Here is a 23760-nt window from a genome sequence, read left to right on the forward strand (position 1 = left end):
CGATGACCGAGAGATGGATCAAGGTTGCAGCAACAGCTGAACTACCGCCTGGCACCATGAAGCGTGTTGACATTGAACAACATCGGTACCTGATTGTGAACGTTGACGGCAAGATCTACGCCGTAGATGACACATGCAGCCACGAAGAAGTCTCCCTCTACCTCGGCTGCATCGAGGATCACAACATCAAATGTTCACTCCACGGCAGCCGTTTCTGCCTGAAAACCGGGAGACCTCTGGAAGAGCCTGCAGATGAACCGATTGGCACATATCCCGTCAAGATCAACGATAATCAAATCCTAATACAGCCCAAATTTTAATTAAACACACGATTTTGGTGATCTAGATCAAAAATCAGTAGGTTCCTACACTAGCGGAATCAGGGTAATTACTATATATTTGCCCCCATAAAAAAATCTGCCTTGTATTTAGGCTCCATAATTTCACCACCAAATAAGAGTTCCGGGGGTATATCCGGTGAAATACCTATTCATGTTGGCCATTGCATTCTGTATGACACTGTTTTGGCAAACATCCAACATTGCTGACAGAACCCCCAACCTCCAGAGTTTCGAACAGGAACAGGTGATTATCAAAAAGCCACAAGCTTCTTGAGTGTAATTCAGGTATTTGCGGAAACACTGTTTCCACTTCCCTTTCCGGTATCACTGAGATAGTGAAATCCTCATAAAATTCTACTTCAGTCAGCCATTACGGCAGATCTGTAGCGTGATCTGTTTCAGGTTTCTGTCGTCATTTTCGATCGATATTGAACAAACCCTTGCCTCCACTGGTCACTATTTGGGAATATTAACCCATGCTCATCAACAAAACGGCAAACCAAGAGGTTAAGCGCTTTTTTTGTTGAGACTCCTGAGTGAATTCAGGTATGGTTGGTGGGCTGTAAAGATTACGATAACGATAAAACGACTGAATCTGTGACAACCGCATCTTCAAGCCACTCTGTTGCGACCTTTGAAGCCAAATCTCTGGCCTGTATCCGGGATGACCGTATGCTGTTCGAAGGTCTCGATTTCACCATCAATCCTGGTCAGGCACTGGTCCTGGAGGGTAGAAACGGCAGTGGTAAAACCTCCCTGTTGCGAATTTTGTGCGGTATTCGCCTACCCGAAGCCGGAGATTTGCTCTGGCAAGGTGAAGATATTTTTCAGTTGGGGCCTGAATTCCATGAACACATTGCCTATCTGGGCCATAAGGATGGCTCGAAGCAGGATCTGACTCCTTTGGAGAATCTGCGAATCGCCAAAGGCCTGGGCAAGGCCAGGCAAGATATCGATCTAGAGGAGGCTTTGGACCAGGTCGGCTTGTACGGGTTTGAAGATGTACCGACCCGAAATCTTTCAGCGGGTCAGCAGCGTCGACTCGCGATTGCCCGTCTGCTGGTCACCGATGCAAAATTGTGGATACTCGACGAGCCATTCACATCACTTGACCGTAAGGGTATTGAACATATGGAGCGACTTTTCGAGGGACACCTCAACAAAGGCGGCATGGCGGCTATGACTACCCACCATCGTATCGGTTTTAAGGATGAGATCGAGCTGGTACGCATCAATCTTTCCGAACGATGAGTACGCTCTCCCTGACAAGCGCCTTCAGCCTGCTCCTGAAAAGGGACCTGGTGCTCGCCTACCGGAGACGCTCGGAACTGGTCAATCCGATGCTCTTCTTCGTCCTGGTGACGGCGATGTTTCCACTGGGTATCGGCAATGATCCCAAGCTAATCGAAGCAGTCGGCCCTGGGGTGGTTTGGGTTGCCGCCCTACTCGCCTCACTCTTGTCGCTGGACAGTATGTTCCGCTCCGATTTCGATGATGGCTCGCTGGAACAGTTTATGCTCAGCGCCCATCCGGTCTCGGTCCTGGTACTGGCAAAAATCCTTGCGCACTGGCTGGTAACCGGCTTGCCACTGTTTATCGTGGCGCCTCTGCTGGCCGTGCTGCTGAACATCCCCAGCAGCGCAATTCCCACCCTGATGCTGACACTGATTCTGGGCACTCCGGTGCTCAGTCTGATCGGCTCGGTCGGTGTGGCGCTGACGGTCGGATTGAGACGGGGCGGTGTCATCCTCTCTCTGCTTGTGCTCCCCCTCTATGTTCCTGTATTGATATTTGGTACAGATGCTGTCAAAACAGCCATAATCGGTATACCGACCACCGCGCAGATCTCCATCCTGGGGGCGATGCTGGTCGGTTCCCTGGTACTGGCGCCCATGGCCACTGCCGCCTCATTGAGAATCAGTCTGAGTTAATATGATCATACGTTTCTTCCATCAAATGGGTTCGCCACGCTATTTCTATAATGTAGCGGGCAAACTGGTGCCCTGGTTCATGGTCAGTTTTCTGATCACCCTGGTGTTTGGCCTCTACTACGGCCTGTTCGTGGCCCCTCCCGACTATCAGCAGGGAGAGAGCTACCGCATCATGTACATCCACGTACCCTCTGCCTGGATGTCCATGTTCATCTATGTGGTGATGGCGGTATCCGGACTGATCAGCCTGGTCTGGCGGATCAAAATGACGGAAATCGTGGTCATCAGCAGCGCCACCGTGGGAGCGTCGTTTACCTTTCTCGCCCTGGCCACCGGCTCGCTCTGGGGTAAGCCCATGTGGGGTACCTGGTGGGTCTGGGATGCTCGCTTGACCTCGGAACTGATCCTGCTGTTTCTCTATCTCGGCATTATCGCCCTGCACAGCGCCATTGAGGACAAGCGGGTCGCTGCCCGGGCAGTTTCCATCCTCGCCTTGGTCGGGGTGGTCAACATACCGATCATCCACTATTCCGTGGAGTGGTGGAACACCCTGCACCAGCCCGCATCGGTGACGAAATTCGATAAACCCTCCATGGATCTCAGCATGCTGATCCCGCTGCTCACCATGGCAATCTCATTTAAACTTTACTATGGCGCTGTGGTCTTAATGCGCGCGCGCGCAGAAATTGTCGAACGGGAAAGAAACAGTCGCTGGGTTCAGGAATTGGTTGAACAGGAGGCGAAATGAGCGAGTTTTTCGCAATGGGTGGCTACGCAGTCTATGTCTGGCCCTCTTTTATCCTGGCGTTCATTGTGCTGGTTGCCAACGTGGTGGCACCTCTACGTCAACGTAAGCGCGCCTTAACTGATATCGCCCGTAAAATACGTCGGGCCAGGAAAGTACAAAATGAATCCCATACGTAAGAAAAGACTCACCCTGATCGGTCTTATGGTAGCCGGTATCGGTGTTGCCACCTGGCTGGCACTGAATGCCTTCGATGAGAATCTGATGTTCTTCTTTTCACCCTCCGAAGTGGTGGAAGGCAAGGCACCGGAGGCACATCCGTTCCGCATTGGCGGTCTGGTCCAGAACGACAGTGTCAAGCGCAAGCCGGACGGTCTGACCACCGCTTTCTCGGTGACCGATAACGCCGAGGCGGTAACGGTTGAGTATACCGGCATTCTTCCCGACCTGTTTCGTGAAGGTCAGGGTATCGTCGCCATGGGCCAACTCAACCAGAACGGCATCTTCATCGCCAGCGAAGTACTGGCCAAACATGATGAGAACTACATGCCTCCGGAGGTCGCCGAATCTCTGAAAACCGCCCATGACGAGGCAGTCGCCAATCCTCAGCCCCAGGCCAGCATACAATGATCCCTGAACTCGGTCACTTCGCCTTAATTCTCGCACTTTGCCTGGCGGTCACCCAGGCGATCGTGCCTTTGGTCGGCTCCTATACCCGGAATAACGCCTGGATGGCCGCTTCCAGAAGTCTTGCCTGGGGGCAGTTTCTCTTTCTGACCATTTCACTGCTGATTCTGACCAACGCCTTCCTCAGCAACGACTTTTCTGTCGTCTATGTGGCGCAGCACGGTAACACCAAATTACCGGATATCTACAAGATATCCGCTGTGTGGGGTGCCCATGAGGGATCCCTGTTGCTATGGGCCTTTCTGCTCGCCGCCTGGAGTGTGGCGATCGCCGCTTTCAGTCGCAATCTGCCGCTGGAGATGGTCTCCCGGGTACTCTCGGTAATGGGCATGGTGAGCATCGGCTTCATGCTCTTCATGCTGCTCACTTCCAACCCTTTTGACAGAACCTTCCCCGTTCCCCTGGAGGGCGGTGAACTCAACCCCATGTTGCAGGACCCTGGTTTGGCGATTCACCCACCGATGCTCTATATGGGCTATGTGGGCTTTTCCGTCGCCTTCGCGTTTGCCATCGCCGCTCTACTCGGCGGTCGACTGGATGCCTCCTGGGCCCGCTGGTCTCGACCTTGGACAACCATCGCCTGGGTATTTTTGACACTGGGCATCGTACTCGGCAGCTGGTGGGCCTATTACGAGCTTGGCTGGGGTGGCTGGTGGTTTTGGGATCCGGTGGAAAATGCCTCCTTCATGCCCTGGCTGGTCGGTACGGCATTGATCCACTCCCTGGCTGTGACTGAAAAGCGGGGCGCCTTCAAAAGCTGGACGGTGTTGCTGGCGATCTCTGCCTTCTCCCTGAGTCTGCTCGGCACCTTTCTGGTACGTTCCGGGGTGCTGACATCCGTGCACTCGTTTGCCTCGGATCCGGCCCGCGGTGTGTTTATCCTGATATTCCTGTTGATTGTCATCGGTGGCTCTCTGCTGCTCTACACCTGGCGCGCCCCCTATATCACCAGCGGTGGAAGATTTGATCTGATCTCCCGTGAGACCTTTCTGCTGGGTAACAATCTGCTGTTCTCGGTATTTGCCGCACTGGTGCTTCTGGGTACGCTTGCGCCGCTGATTTACGACGCACTGGAACTGGGCAAGATCTCGGTGGGTTTCCCCTGGTTCAACAAGATGTTTCTGCTGACCACACCCTTCCTGGCACTGCTGATGGGTATCGGCTCCCTATCCCGATGGAAGCATGCTGAACCTTCCCTGCTGATCAAACAGCTGAAGGTCGCGTTTGTCGTCAGCGTAGCGTTTGGACTGGTCAGTCTGCTGCCCATGTTCTCCGGTGGTAACTGGCTGGTTGGTCTGGGTATGGGACTGGCCCTGTGGGTGACCACCTCTCACATTGTCAACGTCAGGGATCGACTGAAAAACAAGAAGGGCTTTAATGGTTTCTGGCAGGATTTCAAAACCGGTGGTCGTAGCTACTACGGCATGATTCTGGCCCACTTTGGAGTCGCCATGTTTATCGTTGGCGTCACCATGGTATCCAATTTCGGTGAAGAGAATGATGTCCGCATGAGTCCCGGCGATGTGAGTGAGATTGCCGGCTACGAGTTCCGCTTTGATGGTGTAAAGCGGGTTCCCGGCCCGAACTACAACGCCCATCGGGGCAGTTTCCAGGTTTCCCTCGACGGTGAGCCGTTCATTACTCTGGAGCCGGAAAAACGGACCTATTTCGTACAGACACGTCCGATGACGGAAGCCTCCATCGACTGGGGTTTCACCCGTGACCTCTATGTCTCACTGGGTGAGCCGTTGGGTGGTGGTGACTGGAGTCTGCGTCTCTACTACAAACCCTATGTGCGCTGGATCTGGCTGGGTGGTGTGCTGATGGGTCTGGGCGGCATCTTGGCTGTCACCGACCGACGCTACCGAACCGCCAAAGTACGCTCGCCAGAGATGGTAAACAACGCCGCCGCCGCTGCGGCTACTTCAGGGAGTTAATTCTGTAATGAACCGCTATTTGCGTTATTCCGTGCCGTTGATCGTCTTCGGGATAATTGCCGCTTTTCTTTATAAAGGGCTGAGCATGAACCCCAGGGAGATCCCCTCACCGCTGATCGGCAAATCGATTCCGGAGTTCTCCCTGCCCTCGGTGGAAAGTGCCCAAACCATGATCAATGATCAGAACCTCAAGGGTAAGATCTACCTGTTGAATGTCTGGGCAACCTGGTGCGTCTCCTGTCGTGCTGAGCACGACACCCTGGTCCACCTTGCCCGTTCAGGGAAAGTGGAGATCGTGGGGCTCAACTGGAAGGATGAGCGGGTCAAGGCACAGGCCTGGCTGCAGCAACTGGGCGACCCCTATACGGTCAACATATTTGATAAAAAGGGACGCACAGCCATTGATCTTGGGGTCTATGGCGCCCCGGAAACCTTTTTGGTCGATGGTGATGGCATCATTCATTACAAACACGCAGGCCCCCTCACCCTGGGCGTGTTTAACGAAACCCTGCTTCCCATGATCAATGATTTGAAAGCCAAAGGATCGTAACGTGCGCCTATTTCTGTTCAGTTTTATCTACCTACTAGGTCTGACTACCCTGCAAGCGGCAACCCTCGCGGAATACAGCTTCGAAGATCCGGCACAGGATGAGGACTTTCGCGAAATCATTGAAGAGATGCGCTGCCTGGTCTGTCAGAACGAGTCACTGGCAGGCTCCAACGCGGAACTGGCGATTGACCTGAGAAACGAAATCTACGACATGATGAAGGGCGGTCAGAGTAAAGGGGAGATCATCGATTTCATGGTTGCCCGATACGGTGACTTTGTCCTCTACAGTCCACCTGTCAAGCCAAGCACTTACCCCATCTGGTTTGGCCCGTTAATCGTTTTTCTGATCGGCGGTGTGGTTCTGTTTCGTATCATCAGGCGTAAAAACCAGAGCAGAGAAACAGAACTGAGTGAGGCAGAACAGCAAAGACTCGATAAGCTTCTGAATCAGTCGAACGAACAAAGAGACACGAATCAATGACCCTATTCTGGATGATTATTGCCGGACTCACTGTCCTGGCAATGGCTTTTGTCGGCCTGCCGTTATTAAGAAAAGAGGTAACCGATAAAATCACCTCTGACGAACTCAATCTGGCTGTCTTCAAACAGCAGCTTGAGGAGCTGGACAGCGATCTTGAAGCAGGCAATCTGGACCAGAACCGCTATGATGCGGCGCGCAAGGACCTGGAGAAATCCCTGTTGACCGATGTCTCCACGTCAACTTCAGACTCCACCAGTCAGGAGAGACGTTCAGGACGCATCATGGCAGGCACCGCACTGTTGATTCCACTTGCCGCCTGGCTGCTCTACGATTTTCTGGGATCCCCTGAGATCGTCAACCATCTGGCTCAACAGCCTGCAGCTGGCACAACCCAGCAGACGGCTCAGGCACCCTCCGGCGGCATGGAAAACCTTCCACCAATGGATGAGCTGGTCAGAAGGCTGGCGGAAAAACTGCAAGAGAATCCGGACAATCAGGATGGCTGGGTCATGCTGGGCCGCAGTTATATGGCCCTCAATGATCACGAGGCAGCTATCAATGCGTATCAGCGTGCCATGGAGATGAACGACCAACGGGTCGATCTACTGCTGGCTTATGCGGAAGCCATTGCTGCAACTACCGGTAACGATTTTACCGGTCGAGCCGCACCAATGATCGAAAAGGCCTACCAACTGGAACCGGAAAACCCGAACGTACTCTGGTTGGCGGGTATCCTGGCTTATCAATCCACCGATTATAAATCGGCGATCCTGCGTTGGGATACACTTCGCACCACCCTCACACCACAGAGCGCCGAGCTTGAATCGGTGAACAGCGCAATCGACGATGCGCGTAAACAGCTGGGTATGCCTCCGGAAGAGACAGAGCTGCCGAGCATCGTGAAGAAACAGAAACCCAAAGCCCAAGCACAGCCAACTGCTGCAGCAACCGACGAGTCCATAAAGGTTGCCGTATCCCTCTCACCTGAACTGCAGGCGAAGGCGAAACCGAATGACCTGGTATTCATCTATGCCAAAGCGGTCAGCGGCCCACCAATGCCGCTGGCTGCAGTCAGAAAAAAGGTCAGTGACCTGCCAGTTTCGATCAGCCTGGATGACAGCATGGCGATGATGCCACAAATGAAGCTCTCCGGTTTCAATGAAGTGGTGGTCGGTGCCAGAATCTCCATGTCTGGCAGCCCAACCGCGCAGGCTGGAGACCTTGAAGGCGAGATTCAGCCGGTCGCACCCGGGTCCGCTGAGACAGTTCAGGTCGTGATCAATTCGGTTCATCCTTGATTCCCTGTTGAGCCACTAGTGGCAAAGGCTCGAATTGATGCAGCCTTTGCCGGAACAGGGCTCAATCTGCCCGATCCCACACCAGTCCTAGAGCGTAAATGGCATGCTGGACGGTATGAAGCTGACCATTGTCATGATTTTTTGAAAAATCAGTCTGTTTTATGCCAATCTACTGCCTGAACTCAACAACTTCAGATAGTTGATTGATATACTGGCAACAAACATAATCAATAACACTTAGCCGATGCCTCTGATGGCTATAAAACCCGGCATGTTCTGATGATAGGAGTCACGATGGCCAATTACTCTACCCATGATATCCACAATATCGCACTGGTCGGGCATGCCGGCTCAGGTAAAACGAGTTTGATCGAGAGTCTGCTGCACCGATCGGGCATGATCAAGACGAAAGGGACGATTGAGCAGGGCGACACCGTCTGTGACAGCGATGATCTGGAGAAAGAGCTGCAACACTCCCTGGATATCGCCATCACCCACCTGAGCCATGAGAACAAACAGGTCAATATCATCGACACCCCCGGATATGCGGATTTTCTGGGCCGGGGTATCAGCATCCTGCCAGCCGTGGAATCGGCGATGGTCGTTGTCAACGCTTCGACCGGTATCGAACCGGTTACCATTCGCATGATGGATGCGGCAAAACGGCGTAACCTGTGCCGGTTTATCATCATCAACAAGATCGATTCAGAGGAAGTTGACCATGATGCACTACTGGAGAGCCTGAAGGAGACCTTCGGTAAAGAGTGTCTGCCGATCAATCTGCCCGCAGAAAATGGAAAAAAGGTTATCGACTGCTACTTTCAACCGGGTGGCGATGCCACCGATATCTCTTCAGTCAGTCAGGCCCATGACAACCTGGTGGATCAAGTCGTCGAAGTGGATGAGGAGCTGATGGAGCTCTACCTGGAACAAGGACAGGCGATTGAGCCAGAACAGCTGCACGATCCATTTGAGAAGGCCTTGCGTGAAGGTCATCTGATCCCGGTCTGTTTTACTTCGGCAGAGAACGGTGCCGGAATCGATGAGCTGCTCAATCTGTTCGCCAAACTGATGCCCGACCCGACAGAAGGCAACCCTCCCCCATTCATGAAGGGTGAAGGGGCTAACATGCAGCCTGTTGAAGTCACTCCCGATGAGGGCAAACATGTCATTGGCCATGTATTCAAGGTGATCAATGACCCCTACCGGGGTAAACTGGGCATCTTCCGTATCCACCAGGGCAAGCTCGAAGTCAATTCCCAGCTGTATATCGGTGATGCCAGGAAACCGTTCAAGGTCAATCACCTCTACCGTTTGCAGGGTAAAGAGCAGCAGGAGATGAAACAGGGTGTGCCCGGCGATATCTGTGCCGTGGCGCGGATTGACGACATTCATTTCGACGCGGTGATTCATGACTCCCACGATGAAGATCACCACCACCTCCGCTCGATTGAGTGCCCATTACCGCTGTTTGGCCTGGCGATCAACACCACCAAACGTGGCGATGAGCAAAAATTAAGCGATGCTCTGCATAAACTGGAAGATGAAGACCCCTGTTTCCATGTTGAGCACAATGTCAGCCTCAACGAGACAGTCATGCGAGGTCTGGGAGAGCTACATCTCGATGTACTGCTGCAGCAGATCAAGAAGAAATACAGTGTAGAAGTGGAAACCCATCCACCCAGCATCGCCTATCGGGAGACCATAACCCGCAAAGCGGAAGGTCACTATCGGCACAAGAAGCAGACCGGTGGCGCTGGACAGTTCGGTGAAGTATTTCTGCGTATCGAACCACTGGAGCGAGGTTCAGGCTTTGAATATGTCAACGCTGTGGTTGGCGGAGCGATTCCCGGGCAATTCATTCCGGCGGTTGAGAAAGGGGTCAGAAGTGCCATGGAAGAGGGTGCGCTCAGCGGATTCACCATGCAGGATATAAGAGTCACGGTTTACGACGGTAAATTTCACTCTGTCGACTCTAAGGAGATTGCCTTTGTCACAGCAGGTAAAAAGGCTTTTCTGGAAGCCGTCGATAACGCTGGAGCGGTTATCCTTGAGCCCATTGTAAATATCTCGATTACCACCTCTGACAGCTTCATGGGCGACCTGACGGGTGATTTGGCTGGACGCAGGGGCCAGATCAGTGGCACCGAGACCGGACGCAACAATACACTGGTCATCAAGGGCCAGGCACCACTGGCGGAACTTGAAGGCTACTCCACCCAGCTGAAAGCTATGACCGGCGGTGAAGGCAGCTACACAATTGAGTTCAGCCATTACGAGGCGGTTCCCCCGAACATTCAAAAACAGTTGCGTAGCTCAAAGCAGGCATAACACTCAAGCGTCGAAGAGAGCTGAGGCGGCAACCGAGTTACCCCCTCAGCTTCTCTCTCATGGCACAGGATGAATCGGGAGATCCGAGATCACTACCTGGTTCTTTATTGCCACAAACACCTGATTGTTGATTACCCAGACAGCCGGTGATGGTGTATGGTAATTAGCCACACGAGCGTAACGCCTGCCTACGCACGAGCCTCATTCGCACTTTATTGAACACCTAACGTGAGTTTGCTGCGGTTGTAAAAAGATACCCGCCCAGCATAAATGTGATTTGTAAAATGGTTGAAGCCATAACAACAGTTCGAGGTAACTTCTCCGACCATGGAACCTTTGACATTTTGAATTGCCTGATCCAGGGTGGCGGAGTCATATAAGGCAATTCCCTATCAGCAATGTATTTGACTGACTCCATCAACCAACCCTCTCAAACAACTTTTTCAGATGGGTGATTTGTCAGCATTCGGTCGGTGGTAATTACTGAATACCCAAACGGGTAAGTCGTGATAAGAACGAGCGGAAAAAGAGCGCCCACTAAATTAATAATATACACAAAATCAGAGATACCCACTAATGAGTATAATGGCTATTTATAATTAGGTAATAGTGATTATTTCGTTCTAGGCAACACAGCAACTACTCTTAAAATCAGATTAAGAAATTTATCGATCTCCCAGTTTAAATGAACAATATTTTTATTTGTTAGATTCGTTAAGTTAGTAACTTTTTGTATGCCTTTCACAGCATTTAGACCAACTTTTAAAAATCGCCAATCCTCTATCATGCTCCAGCGCTGAAACTTTTGATTTAAATCAAGGCGTGACCCTATACGAACCGTTTTTATAGTCTACAGTAAGCAATAAAAAGAAAAGGGTTTTACTGGCCTCAATGTAGTGAAACCATGCAGTCCCCATACAATAAAAAATTGGGGTTGGGAGGAAGTCGTATCCATCCTTGTCTTCATTAAGGCTTGCCATTCTTTTTTTAAAAATGAGGGGTTCCATAGTACGATCACCTGTCGTCTTTAATACCATTGGATTATTGACGCGGCAATCTATTGGAGCGCTTAAAATATTCGTTCAACCCATCACAGGAGGGAGCTATGAAACGCTTCGGTAATGGTCGGATCACCGCGATACTGGGGAGTGTTGCTGCGGGACTAGCTCTGATGCTGCAAGTCACAACAGCAGATGCCGCAAGACCGTCTGGTTCAATTGGTAAAGATTGGGGCAACCCAAAAGGACAGGAATGTATAGAGTGTCACTGGCAGGAAGATCCAGGGCTGACCATGGAGTGGAACAACAGTCAGCATGGTCAAAGCGGTGTCAACTGCCTTGACTGTCATGAAGCCAAAGCTGACGATGTTGATGGCTTTGAACATGAAGGACAGCGAATTTCAATTATTGTAACCCCTAAAGACTGCTCGAAATGCCATTCGGTAGAATTCGAAGAGATGGATGGTTCCCATCACTCCAAAGGCGGTCAAATCCTTGCATCCCTCGATAACCTCCTTGGTGAAGTAGTCGGCGGCCCTGCAGCAGTCAATGCAGGTTGCCGCCAGTGCCACGGCTCCAAGATCGAGATCGGTGAAGATGGCAGACCTCTGCCGACCACATGGCCCAACACCGGTATCGGCCGAATCAACCCTGATGGTTCTGCCGGTTCCTGTACTGCGTGTCACGGTCGTCACCGTTTCTCCAAAGCCCAGGCCCGTACACCGGATACCTGCGGTAAGTGTCACGTCGGTCCCGACCATCCTCAAATTGAGGTCTACAACGAGTCCAAGCACGGCATCATCTATCGCGCGAAAGTCGATGAGATGAACATGGAATCCGATAAGTGGGTCGCCGGTGTTGACTACTCAGCGGCTCCCACCTGCGCCACCTGCCACATGAGTGCCGGCGGCAAAGAGGGCAAGACCCATAACGTTGGCGATCGTATCTCCTGGACCCTGCGTCCACCAATCTCTCAGAAGATCAACCTGATTCGTCTGGAGAACGGTGATGAGTTCGACGTCAAAGAGGGTAAAAAAATCCCCAAGGTCGGAGACAAAGCCAAAGGTTCTACCGTGGTCGAGGTTGTGACCTGGAAGGAACGTCGCAAGAAGATGCAGGAAGTCTGTAAGGCCTGCCACAGCGACAGCGTTATTAATGGTCACTACAATCAGTTCGATAACGTGGTTGAACTCTACAATGAGAAATTCGCCAAGCCTATCGCTGCTGTCATGGGTGAGCTGAAGAAGAACGGCTATATCACCAAGGCCCCGTTTGACGACAAAATCGAATGGACCTGGTGGGAAATCTGGCATCATGAAGGCCGCCGCGCTCGTCACGGTGCGTCCATGAGTGGTCCTGACTATACCTGGTGGCACGGTATCTATGATGTAGCCAAGCACACCTACATGAAATGGATACCCGAGTTGAAAGATGTGGCTATGAAGAAGGACGGCAACACCAAGTTTGCCGACGCCATGCTCGACAAGTACTTCCGCCCGATCGAGGGCCATACCTGGTACTTTGAAGGTATGAGCAAGGAGTCCATCGACAAGGTACGTAAGGGTTTTGAAGAGCGCTACGGTAAAGGCGCGCTGAAGTAACCCCCCTCACCCCCTTCAGGTCATCCTGAAGGGGGTTTTTCATTTCTTACCATCTTCCGCTATCGTATTTTTCCAATGAGGTATTCAATGCTGCGATACTCAAGATACCTGGTTGTTGCTTTACTCGGTTGCAGCCTATCCTTCTCGATCACGGCCAACAGCGAACAACAGACTCTGATCGAACAAGCCTTTCAACAAACAGAAGCCGGTGACCTGAAAGCCGCTCAATCACTTCTGGAAGAGGCAATCAAAGAAGCACCCTCCTCTTCTCTGGCCTATACTCGACTTGGTGGAGTACAACTGTTACAGCAGTCTTACTCCTCAGGCATCGAAAACTTTCAACAGGCGATTATGCTGGATCAATCCAATTCAGATGCCTTCATAGGCCTGGCCGTCGCCTATCTACACCTTGGAAGATATCAGCTGGCAAGAGAGGCCTTGAAACAGGCACAACAGCTGGATCCATCCAAAAAACAAGAAATTGACAAAGTTGTTACGTGGCTGAATCAACGCTCATCCCAAAACACGATGCACTGATTCAGATTTCACCAGAGGAGATTTTCATGAAAAACAGAAAAGCACGGCTACTCGCATTGACAGCCGCGGTGATTTTCTCAGGCAGCCTGACTGCAGAAGGTGTTCGCTCACCCAGCATGCTTGCCAACACTTGCGCCGGTTGTCATGGCACCATGGGCGCCAGCGCCGGTGACTTAATGCCGATTATCGGCGGTATGGAAAAGGAGTTTCTACAAATGATCCTGCTGGAATATAAATCCGGCGAACGGGACTCCACCATCATGGGACGAATCGCCAAAGGCTATAGCGAATCGGAACTGAAAGCGATCGCTTCATTCATGGCAGATCAGGAGTGGGTTTCAAGCCCGGTCAAAACAGATTCCAAAATGGTGGCGATCGGTAAGAAAATTCACGACGACCAGTGTAAGACCTGCCATGAAGACAACGGTAGAGTGCAGGAGGATGAAGCCCCCCGACTGGCCGGACAATGGCCGGAATATACCATGCATTACCTGGAATGGTGTCACAGCAAAGGGAAACGTTGCGCACCCCGCAAAATGGGCAAACGCGTCATGAAACTCTCCAAAGAAGAGTTAAAGGCCATGGCCGAATTTTATGCCAGTGAAAAGTAATTTTGGGGAGAATAATTAATGGCTATGTTCACGCGACGTAAATTTGTTAAAGCAGCCGGTGCCTGTACCGCTTTAGGCGCATTGGCTTCAATCAGTGCCTGTACTGCGAATACGCCCAAACGTGCATCAGGTGGCGGTAAAGGCCGGGTGATTGTCATCGGCGGAGGTTATGGCGGCGCCATCGCAGCAAAATATATCAAGCTGGCTGATGCGGATATCGATGTCACCTTGATCGAAAAAGATAAAAAGTATGTCTCCTGTCCACTGAGTAATGAAGTGCTGGGCGGTGACAGAAACATCGACAGCCTCACTTTCGGCTATGACACACTGAAGAATAAAAGAGGCATCAATGTTGTTCAGGATGAGATCGTGGCAATCGATCCTGATAAACATACAGTCAAAGGTAAAAGCGGCAAACAGTATGACTACGACAAACTGATCGTCTCCCCTGGCGTCGATTTCCGTTACGAAAAGATTGATGGCTACAACGCCGAGGTTGCAGAGAAGATTCCTCATGCCTGGAAAGCCGGGCCGCAAACAGTCACCCTGAGAAAGCAGCTTGAAGCCATGAAGGATGGCGGTGTTTGCTATATCGCCGCACCACCCAATCCGTTTCGTTGTCCTCCCGGACCTTATGAGCGTGCGGCACAAATCGCACACTACTTCAAAATGCATAAGCCGAAGTCGAAGGTCATTATCCTTGACGCCAAGGATAAATTTTCCAAGCAGGGCCTCTTCATGCAGGGCTATAAGAAGTTCTATGGCGACATGGTGGAGTGGGTATCCGGCGCCGGTGGCGGTATCATCGAAGCAATCGATCCAAACAGCCGCACCCTGGTCGGTGAAGTGGAAGAGTACAAAGGGGATGTTGTGAATCTCATCCCGGCACAGAAAGCGGGTAAGATTGCACAGGTCGCCGGACTGGCTGACGATTCAGGCTGGTGCCCGGTAAATCAGAAGACCTTCGAGTCGAAACTGCATAAGGACATTCATGTCATCGGAGACGCCTGTATTGCCGGTAAAATGCCCAAATCGGGGTATGCCGCCAACTCTCAGGGTAAGGTCTGTGCCGCTGCAATCGTTGCAGCACTGAATGGCCAGGAACCCGGTGAACCCTCCTACGTCAATACCTGTTACAGCATTATCTCACCAGAATGGGGTATCTCTGTGGCAGCGGTCTATCAACTTGTGGATGGCAAGATCGTTGGCGTGAAAGGCGCCGGCGGCCTCTCACCGATGAATGCCAGTGCCGCAACCCGGGCCATCGAGGCCAAGTTTGCTCGCAGCTGGTTCAAGAACATCGCAGCTGACATGTTCACCTGACCCCCCACGGGGAACCTCTGATTGTATAGAGGTTCCCCATTCAACTGGCGAACCTCTCTGGTTTGCTTAAATCTCGCCTTTTAAGTAGCCCTGTCGAAGCGGTTCCGGAAACCTCTCAATCGCATACCGCAACATTGTCCTGGGCATTGCTTGATAGAATGGATTCAGAAACATTTGTGCCCGGTTTCGATCACGATTACCCACTTCCCTGATCATCCAACCAACAGCTTTGTGAATTAAATCCTGCTGGTCCTGCAGTAACAGTTCTGCAATAGCCAGTGCATCATCATACTGCTGTTTTTTTATGAACTGGTAGGTGGCGATCATCGCAATCCGTCGCTCCCAGAGAGAGTCGGACCTCGCCAGCACATAGAGTATTGCCCGCTCCCGGGTCAAAAGATAGGCGCCGACAATCTGATAGGCAGAACTGTCCACCAAATCCCAGTTGTTGATGTAACGGGTATTACCAAGGTAGTTCCTAAAGACACGTTCACGCAGCTTCTCATCACCGGACGCAAACTTTCTGACCAGTATCAACAAGGCGCACAAACGCTCTTCATGATAGGCGGACTTCAGGCAACGTACGACCTGTGTCAGGGACATCTGCTGAAATTCTCTGGCCTGCTGTCGGAGAATCGGCACACGGATCCCCAGGAACCGATCCCCCTCTCCATACTCACCCTTGCCGGTTTTGAAAAAACGTTGAGACTTGTCCGCGATCTCCGGACTGGCCAGGTTTTCCAGATTCAGTCTCAGATGCTCAGCCTTCATTCCGTTGCAGTGGGAGTTTCTGCTGGTGACTCAGATAGATGTTCGACTCCCCTCGCCCCATCAAGAACATTTCCTGCTAAATCCACGCCCTCGAATACCGCTTCACGTAGATTGGCTTTGCGGAGGTTGCACCTGGTTAGTTTCGCTCCGGTAAAGTCAGCAGCATACAAGTTGGTTGATCCAAAGTCGGTAAATTCCAACTCTGCCTTGCGAAAACTGGCATCCTTAAGGTTTGCTCCATTCATATTGGCCCTGCGGATGTTGGCCTCTGAAAAGTCGCTCTCGATCAAGTTGCCGCTAACTACTACGGCATCCAGTTGTGCACCCTGCAGATTCGCCCCTTTAAGATTTACTCCAAGCATTTGAGCACGGATGAATTTGGCCTCACGTAGATCGGCACCTGTCAAACGGGTCTTTTTCAGCTCAGTTTCTGAAAACAGGGATGACACCAGACTGCTGTTCGACATATCCGCCTTAAGCAGACGCGCCTGGGTGAAATCGGTATTGTTCAACACCAGCCCAGATAGATTGCTGTTACGCAAGTTGGTTCTGCGGAAACTGACATTACTCAGTGATCCCGCCTGACTTAAATCAACACCAGCTAAATCAGCACTGTCTAAATTGGCATCTGTTAGATTCGTATCGATGAGTTGGCTGTTGGTAAAGAGTGCAAACTGTAGATTCGCTCCACTCAGGTCGGCATTGGATAGATCAGCTCCATTGAAATTTGCCTGCTGTAGATCGCTTTGACTCAGATTTGCACCGCTTAGATCCGCTCTACTGAAACGACCATAAACCACCTTGACACCTTGCAGATTGGCGCCAGATAGATTGGTTCTGGAAAAACTGGTGCCTTTAAGACTGGCCCCGCCCAGATTTGCATGACTTAGATCACTACCATACAGCATCGCCTGGTCGAGAATTGCACCTCTAAGATCGCTACGGGAGAGATCCATCATTCTTAAGTCCGCTCCGGTCAAGTCACAGTTAATGCATTTACCCTCTGCAACTAAGCGCTCAACGCTCAGCTCTGATGCCACCAAATTGGTGAAAGAAAATAGTGAAATAGTTATCGTCAGAAATAGATTTAGAGACAATGGAGTAACCCTTTAACGGTAATGTGTTTTGTTTCCGAAGGGAATAATTACAACTTTATTTTTTTACAATTATCGATATTGAAGGATAGAAGCACTACCAATCTATCTATGCGTCATTGCAAAATGTAAAAAAATGTTAAGTCACCCTTCTAAATGTAAATTCTACACCTTCTTAAACCCAGTCGCATATCCCATGAATATTTTATGGGATATTCTTTACTGCCTGTTGTTGATCTCATTTCAGATGGAATCATGAAACGAGCGATAACAGGTTCTAGTGTGTCATGGATCAGGAAAAAGACACAATGTATTTATGGTAAGAAAAAAGGGAAAATTAGAAATGAGAATCAAATGTAGTATACCCTCATCTTTCACTTTCTGTATTGCTTCCATCGGCCTCTCAATTTCAAGCACCTCATTTGCTGGATGGATCGATAATATGCAAAACAACAGCACACTCTTCTACTCTGCTCAACACGCAGAAACAGTTCCCACAGATCAGGTTATCGTTAAATATCGGCTCGGAACCAACACAACTACTTCCAGCAGAACGATGGTCGAGCGAGCCAAACAATTTTCAGATGATATCGGAGTCGGTTTTTCGCATCTTAGAAATAGTGCTCATGGCGGACAAATATTGAAATTGGATAGTGCAAAGACGCCGGCAGAGATGCGGCCGATCATCGATAAAATTGAGCAGAACGGTGATGTGGAGTATGCGGAACCGGATCTGATCATGTTCCCCCTCTATACACCTAACGATCCTCGCTACAATGAACAATGGGGGTTCCATGATCAGACGGGTGGTATTCGTGCGCCTGAAGCTTGGGATACAACCCAGGGAGAAGGTGTTGTGGTGGCGGTAGTCGATACAGGTTATCGTCCCCACCCCGATCTCAACGATAATCTTCTCCCCGGTTACGATATGGTGAGTAACAGCACGAATGCAGGAGATGGTGACGGACGGGATTCCGACGCGACAGATATGGGAGATTATTCGCCTCAGTGCAACATTCACCAAAGTACTTGGCACGGCACACATGTCGCCGGTACGGTGGCAGCATTGACCAACAATAGTCTCGGTGTCAGTGGCACAGCATTCAAAGCAAAAGTTGTCCCGGTCAGAGTACTGGCCAAGTGCGGTGGGTATACCTCTGATATCGCCGACGGAATCACCTGGGCTGCAGGTGGCAACGTAGCCAACGTCCCGGCCAATCAAAATCCTGCGAAGGTAATCAACCTCAGTCTCGGTGGTGATTCCGCAACCTGTCCGCAGACCTATCAACAAGCGATCAATACCGCCCGACAAATGGGAGCATCGGTTGTTGTTGCAGCAGGTAATGAAACTAAGGATGCCTCCGGATTCACTCCGGTGAACTGTACAGGTGTTATCGCTGTGGCAAACTCTAACCGTCAAGGAGGACGCACCTCCTCATCCAACTATGGCAATCTGATTGATCTTGCCGCTCCTGGTGACAGCATTCTTTCGACCCACAACAATGGACAATCCACACCAGGGTCCGACAGTTATGCCAGTATGACCGGTACCAGCATGTCAGCACCCCATGTTTCTGGTGTGGCGGCCTTGATGTATGCGGTCAAATCAGACATAACACCGGATCAAGTGGAGCAGTTCCTGAAAGAGAGCGCACGGGATTTTCCGGCCAGCTGTCAAGGTTGCGGTGATGGTATCCTGGATGCATCAGCTGCCGTTGCCAAGGCTTCAGACGGAACCACGCCGGTCGATCCTCCGGTTACACCGCCGAATGATAACGAATTGACAAACAATGTCGCCAAAACCGGCCTTTCAGGCAGTGCTGGTGAAACCTTAAGCTATTTTATCGATGTTCCTGCCGGTGCTACAAATCTCTCATTCAAAATGAGTGGTGGTAGTGGTGATGCTGATCTCTATGTGAAATACAATGCAGAACCGACCGACAACAGTTATGACTGCCGGCCCTTTCTCCAGGGTAACAATGAGACTTGTAATATCAGCAATATCCAGACTGGCCGGTATCACGTCAAAGTTAAAGGATACAGTAGTTTCTCCGGAGTATCGTTAGTCGCCAGTTTTGACCTGAGCAGTACAACTCCAACCGATCCCCCCGTATCTCCCCCGGCCGATAACCTTTTAATCAACAAACAGGCCAGGACAAATCTGTCTGCCGGCAGCGGGGAAACACTCAGCTATCTCTTTGATGTCCCTGCGGGCGCTACAAATCTCTCTTTCAGAATGAGCGGTGGCACTGGCGATGCCGATCTTTATGTGAAATTCAATACTGAACCGACAGAGACTAATTACGATTGCCGGCCTTATCGTGAAGGCAACGATGAAACCTGTATCATCAACAATATCCAGGTCGGACGATACCATGTACTGATCAAAGGTTATTCCGCCTTCTCTGGAGTATCGCTAGTGGCAAGCTACGACCAGGGTGGTAGCTCGACTGCGCCAGCTAATCCGGGACTACCCTGGTATCCTCTGTATTAATAACTGAATTATATAAATAACGTTAAATCACAATTCAGGGGCGGTGACACCGCCCCTTTTTTTCAAATAAGAAATATGAGAAGTGAGATTGGAGTACGAATTGTATTAGGGCCTGTTAACACTAATCTAATACGTCCTGTTGTGCCTGAAAAGCGCCAATCAAGGCGCGAGGAGCGTAGTTTGGTTGTTCCAAATGAGCGACGAGCAACGGTTCGTGGCGCTTTTTCAGGCGCAACCCCCCATTTTGATATTTAAAGAGGGGGCTGGGTCTGTTTTTGCGCCCAGCGGCGTTATTATTCGCTCATGTAGAATGACTACACGACGCTCATTCTGCCTTGCTGGGCACAAAAACAGACCCAGCAGGACGTATTGGATTCGTGTTAACAGGCCCTAAAATGATAATCATTCCATATACTACCAATATCGATACTCAGGGAAAATGAACAGGTGTTCTCATATCGTACTGATAAAACTCTGCCCTAAAGAGATAAAAAAAACTGCAATTGTGAGATAATTATCAGCTTTTATTTCAAAATTGCAGCCGATGACCAAGCAAGAAAACCAACATTCCCCACTTCTACCTGAGTTGCCTGAAGCCCCAGGTAAACGTTATCAATGGGGTGGCCTGCATGGATGCAGTGGCTCCCTGGCGATTGCCAATGCGGCAGAGCACTATCCGGGGATCATTCTGGTTGTAACACCGGATATGCAGTCGGCCACCCGACTCGAATCCGAATTGCGCTTCTTTCTGGGTGACGGCGAACTACCGGTCATCAATTTTCCCGACTGGGAAACCCTCCCCTATGACCTCTTCTCCCCCCTGCCAGAGCTGATCTCGCAGCGCCTGCTTACCCTGCAACAACTACCCTCGATGCAGCAGGGTTTATTGGTTACGCCGGTATCCACTCTGATGCAGCGGCTGGTGCCAAAGTCTTTTCTGGATGCGCACTGCCTGGTGATGAAAACCGGAGAAACGTTGAATATCGATACGACCCGGCGGCGCCTGGAGAGCAGTGGTTATCAATGTGTCTCCCAGGTATTTTCTCACGGAGAGTTTGCGGTGAGAGGATCACTGCTCGATATCTATCCGATGGGCAGCCAGACGCCCTATCGAATCGACCTGTTCGACGATGAAATCGATTCCATCCGCACCTTTGATCCGGAGAGTCAGCGCTCGCTGGAAAAGATTGAGGCAATCGAGATGTTGCCGGCCCGGGAGTTCCCACTGGATGATGAGGGAATCCAGCAGTTCAGGCGAAACTACCGCATTCACCTGGAAGGGGATCTGCAACAGAGTCTGATCTATCAGGATGTCTCCGAGGGCAGGATTCCCAGTGGTCTGGAGTACTACCTGCCCCTCTTCTATGAGCAGACAGCCACCCTGTTCGACTATCTGCCTGAAAATCATCTGTTGGTGCAGTGGGAGGATATCCGGGAGCAGGCCAGAGTTTTTTTTGACGAGATCACCAACCGATATGAGCAGCGACGTCACGATATCAGCCGCCCTATCCTGCCACCCCAGCATCTCTATCTGCGGGATGACGAGCTGGCGGCAGCGCTGAAAAAAGGGGAATTGATCAGCCTCAGCCACCATGAGCTGCCAAGTCGGTCAAAAGGCTATGCAAAATTAATCAATTACAACACTCAGCTACCACCACCGGTAGCCTTTCAGGCACGCAGTAAAACCCCCGCCACGGCGCTCAAACAGTTTCTCAAGGATAAGGCAAAACGCACCCTGTTCATTGCCGAGGGTGCGGGGCGACGTGAAATGCTGCTTGGCACCCTTCGGGATCTCAGTATTCACGCCAAACCGGTAGAGAGCTGGCACAGTTTCCTGGATAGCGATCTTGAGATCGGTCTCTGTGTTGCACCTCTGGAGCAGGGTCTCTGGCTGGAAGCTGCTGGACTGAGCATCATCACTGAAACTCAGTTGTATGGCGAACGGGTGCGACAGGAGCGCAGACGCCGTAAGGTCAGCCAGGATCCGGACCAGATTGTACGTAATCTGACCGAATTGCATGTGGGTGCACCCGTTGTCCATGAAGATCACGGGGTGGGTCGCTATCTGGGGCTGCAAACCCTGGATGTGGCAGGCCAGACCACTGAGTTTCTGACCTTGGAATACGCCCGGGGTGACAAACTCTATGTACCCGTATCCTCTCTGCACCTGATCAGCCGTTATGCCGGGGCTTCACCGGAACATGCCCCGTTGCATCGACTTGGTGGCGATCAGTGGGAGAAGACCAAGCGCAAAGCCGCCAAACAGATCCGCGATGTAGCGGCTGAGCTGTTGGAGATTTATGCCCGTCGCGCCGCACGACAGGGGGTGGCGTTTCCCACTCCCGATGCGGAATACCAGGCCTTTGCCACCTCCTTCGAGTTCGAGGAGACGCCCGATCAACAACAGACCATCTCGGCGGTGATCGATGATATGACCTCGCCTCAACCGATGGACCGGGTCGTCTGTGGGGATGTGGGCTTTGGCAAGACGGAAGTGGCGATGCGAGCCGCATTTACTGCCACCCAGGGCAATAAGCAGGTTGCGGTATTGGTACCCACTACCCTGCTGGCACAACAGCACTATCAGAATTTCGCCGACCGATTCGCCGACTGGCCGATCAAGGTGGAGAGTCTTTCAAGATTCCGAACCGGCAAACAGCAACAAGGGGTACTGGACGGACTGAAAAACGGCCGTGTCGATATTGTAGTGGGCACCCATAAACTGCTTTCCGATGGTATCGCGTTCAAGAACCTGGGATTGGTGATTGTCGACGAAGAACATCGCTTCGGCGTGCGCCATAAGGAGAAGCTGAAAGCACTGCGTAGTGAAGTGGACCTGCTGACGCTGACGGCAACACCGATTCCTCGTACCCTGAATATGGCCATGTCCGGTATGCGCGACCTGTCGATCATCGCAACCCCACCGGCCTTGAGACATCCAGTCAAGACCTTTGTCAGTCAATGGAGTGACAGTCTGATCACCGAAGCCTGCCAGCGTGAATTGAAACGCGGTGGGCAGATCTATTTTCTACACAATGAAGTCAGCACCATTGAAAACATGGCCGAGCGACTGGAGAGCCTGTTACCCGGTGTGCGGCTGCAGGTCGCTCATGGACAGATGCGGGAGCGGCAACTGGAAGGCATCATGCGGGACTTCTATCATCAGCGCTTCAATCTGCTGGTCTGTACCACCATTGTCGAGAGCGGCATTGATGTGCCGAGCGCCAACACCATCATCATCAACCGGGCGGACAAGCTGGGCCTGGCGCAGCTTCACCAGATCCGAGGACGGGTCGGTCGCTCTCACCATCGGGCCTATGCCTATCTGATTTCCCCACCTTCAGCCAGTCTAACGTCAGATGCTAAAAAGCGACTGGAAGCTATTGAGTCACTTGAAGATCTTGGTGCAGGATTTACACTCGCCACCCACGATCTGGAGATCCGGGGTGCTGGAGAACTTCTGGGTGATGAGCAGAGCGGGCAAATACAGGAGATCGGCTTTGCCCTCTACACAGAGCTGCTGGAGCGGGCTGTCGAGGCCCTCAAATCGGGCCGCCAGCCCGAACTGGACCGGCCTTTGGATCATGGCACCGAGATCGAACTCAACCTACCTGCCCTGCTGCCGGAAGATTATCTTCCGGACGTTCACAGCCGCCTGGTACTCTATAAACGGATTGCCAGTGCTAAAGACAATGCCGAGTTGCGCGAGCTGCAGGTCGAGATGATCGACCGGTTCGGCCTATTGCCCGATGCAGCAAAAAATCTGTTTTCCATCACAGAACTGAAACTGCGTGCCCATCCCCTGGGAATACGTAAGATCGACGCTGGTCCTAAAGGGGCGAGATTGCTGTTCGATGAACAGCCAAAATTCGACCCTGGTACACTGATCAGGTTGATCCAGCAAAAGCCGAATACCTATCGTCTCGAAGGCAACGATAAGCTAAGGTATAACGCTCAACTGGACAATCCGCTCAACCGGGTTGATAAGATCCACCAGTTGCTGGACAGACTGATAGACTAACCTCAGAAG

General features: G+C 51.4%; 19 protein-coding genes. 17 read left to right on the forward strand and 2 right to left on the reverse strand.

What is annotated here, in order from left to right:
• The first annotated feature begins 2 nt into the window (after positions 1-2).
• The 15 genes from AC4IE8_RS06810 (at position 3) to AC4IE8_RS06880 (ending at position 15371) form a co-directional block, all read left to right on the forward strand.
• A complete protein-coding gene (locus AC4IE8_RS06810; protein ID WP_490790636.1) occupies positions 3-320 on the forward strand; it encodes a non-heme iron oxygenase ferredoxin subunit in 318 nt (105 codons plus the stop codon).
• Between the two features lie 576 nt (positions 321-896).
• A complete protein-coding gene (gene ccmA / locus AC4IE8_RS06815; protein ID WP_490790637.1) occupies positions 897-1592 on the forward strand; it encodes a cytochrome c biogenesis heme-transporting ATPase CcmA in 696 nt (231 codons plus the stop codon).
• Positions 1589-2272: a heme exporter protein CcmB gene (ccmB, locus tag AC4IE8_RS06820; RefSeq protein WP_068995393.1), complete on the forward strand. Its 684-nt coding sequence runs from the start codon at positions 1589-1591 to the stop codon at positions 2270-2272. The genes ccmA and ccmB overlap by 4 nt, the downstream gene beginning before the upstream one ends.
• Position 2273: 1 nt before the next feature.
• Positions 2274-3020, forward strand: a complete 747-nt coding sequence (locus tag AC4IE8_RS06825) for a heme ABC transporter permease (protein WP_068995392.1) — start codon at positions 2274-2276, stop codon at positions 3018-3020.
• Complete coding sequence (ccmD, locus tag AC4IE8_RS06830; RefSeq protein ID WP_068995391.1) at positions 3017-3196, forward strand: heme exporter protein CcmD; 180 nt, start codon at positions 3017-3019, stop codon at positions 3194-3196. Before AC4IE8_RS06825 ends, ccmD begins: the two co-directional genes overlap by 4 nt.
• The gene (gene ccmE / locus AC4IE8_RS06835; protein WP_068995390.1) at positions 3180-3647 is read left to right on the forward strand and encodes a cytochrome c maturation protein CcmE; all 468 of its coding nucleotides are present in this window, start codon (positions 3180-3182) and stop codon (positions 3645-3647) included. Before ccmD ends, ccmE begins: the two co-directional genes overlap by 17 nt.
• A complete protein-coding gene (locus AC4IE8_RS06840) occupies positions 3644-5641 on the forward strand; it encodes a heme lyase CcmF/NrfE family subunit (protein ID WP_068995388.1) in 1998 nt (665 codons plus the stop codon). The genes ccmE and AC4IE8_RS06840 overlap by 4 nt, the downstream gene beginning before the upstream one ends.
• Positions 5642-5648: 7 nt before the next feature.
• Positions 5649-6191, forward strand: coding sequence for a DsbE family thiol:disulfide interchange protein (locus AC4IE8_RS06845; protein WP_068995387.1), 543 nt, complete (start codon positions 5649-5651; stop codon positions 6189-6191).
• Position 6192: 1 nt separating this feature from the next.
• Complete coding sequence (locus AC4IE8_RS06850; protein WP_068995386.1) at positions 6193-6672, forward strand: cytochrome c-type biogenesis protein; 480 nt, start codon at positions 6193-6195, stop codon at positions 6670-6672.
• Entirely contained in the window at positions 6669-7970 is a 1302-nt protein-coding gene (gene ccmI / locus AC4IE8_RS06855; protein ID WP_068995384.1) for a c-type cytochrome biogenesis protein CcmI, read from the forward strand. Before AC4IE8_RS06850 ends, ccmI begins: the two co-directional genes overlap by 4 nt.
• Before the next feature lie 294 nt (positions 7971-8264).
• Positions 8265-10301: an elongation factor G gene (gene fusA / locus AC4IE8_RS06860; RefSeq protein WP_068995383.1), complete on the forward strand. Its 2037-nt coding sequence runs from the start codon at positions 8265-8267 to the stop codon at positions 10299-10301.
• A 1105-nt stretch (positions 10302-11406) separates the two neighbouring features.
• Positions 11407-12900, forward strand: a complete 1494-nt coding sequence (locus AC4IE8_RS06865; RefSeq protein WP_490790638.1) for a multiheme c-type cytochrome — start codon at positions 11407-11409, stop codon at positions 12898-12900.
• An 87-nt stretch (positions 12901-12987) separates the two neighbouring features.
• Entirely contained in the window at positions 12988-13437 is a 450-nt protein-coding gene (locus AC4IE8_RS06870; protein WP_068995381.1) for a tetratricopeptide repeat protein, read from the forward strand.
• Between the two features lie 26 nt (positions 13438-13463).
• Entirely contained in the window at positions 13464-14048 is a 585-nt protein-coding gene (locus AC4IE8_RS06875; protein ID WP_068995379.1) for a c-type cytochrome, read from the forward strand.
• Between the two features lie 18 nt (positions 14049-14066).
• Positions 14067-15371, forward strand: coding sequence for an FCSD flavin-binding domain-containing protein (locus AC4IE8_RS06880; RefSeq protein WP_490790639.1), 1305 nt, complete (start codon positions 14067-14069; stop codon positions 15369-15371).
• Between the two features lie 66 nt (positions 15372-15437).
• Here the strand turns inward: AC4IE8_RS06880 and AC4IE8_RS06885 are convergent, their stop codons facing one another.
• Together AC4IE8_RS06885 and AC4IE8_RS06890 are read right to left on the reverse strand one after the other, a co-directional pair.
• Complete coding sequence (locus AC4IE8_RS06885) at positions 15438-16142, reverse strand: DNA alkylation repair protein (protein WP_490790640.1); 705 nt, start codon at positions 16140-16142, stop codon at positions 15438-15440.
• Entirely contained in the window at positions 16139-17182 is a 1044-nt protein-coding gene (locus AC4IE8_RS06890; protein WP_490790641.1) for a pentapeptide repeat-containing protein, read from the reverse strand. The genes AC4IE8_RS06885 and AC4IE8_RS06890 overlap by 4 nt, the downstream gene beginning before the upstream one ends.
• Positions 17183-17876: 694 nt before the next feature.
• Here AC4IE8_RS06890 and AC4IE8_RS06895 point away from each other — a divergent pair.
• Both AC4IE8_RS06895 and mfd read left to right on the forward strand, forming a co-directional pair.
• Positions 17877-19730 carry a S8 family peptidase gene (locus AC4IE8_RS06895; protein ID WP_490790642.1) on the forward strand — a complete coding sequence of 618 codons (1854 nt, stop codon included), beginning with the start codon at positions 17877-17879 and terminating at the stop codon, positions 19728-19730.
• A 544-nt stretch (positions 19731-20274) separates the two neighbouring features.
• Positions 20275-23751: a transcription-repair coupling factor gene (gene mfd / locus AC4IE8_RS06900; RefSeq protein ID WP_490790643.1), complete on the forward strand. Its 3477-nt coding sequence runs from the start codon at positions 20275-20277 to the stop codon at positions 23749-23751.
• The last annotated feature ends 9 nt before the right edge of the window (positions 23752-23760 follow it).

It is taken from the genome of Candidatus Thiodiazotropha sp. AKAK2 (assembly GCF_058244685.1).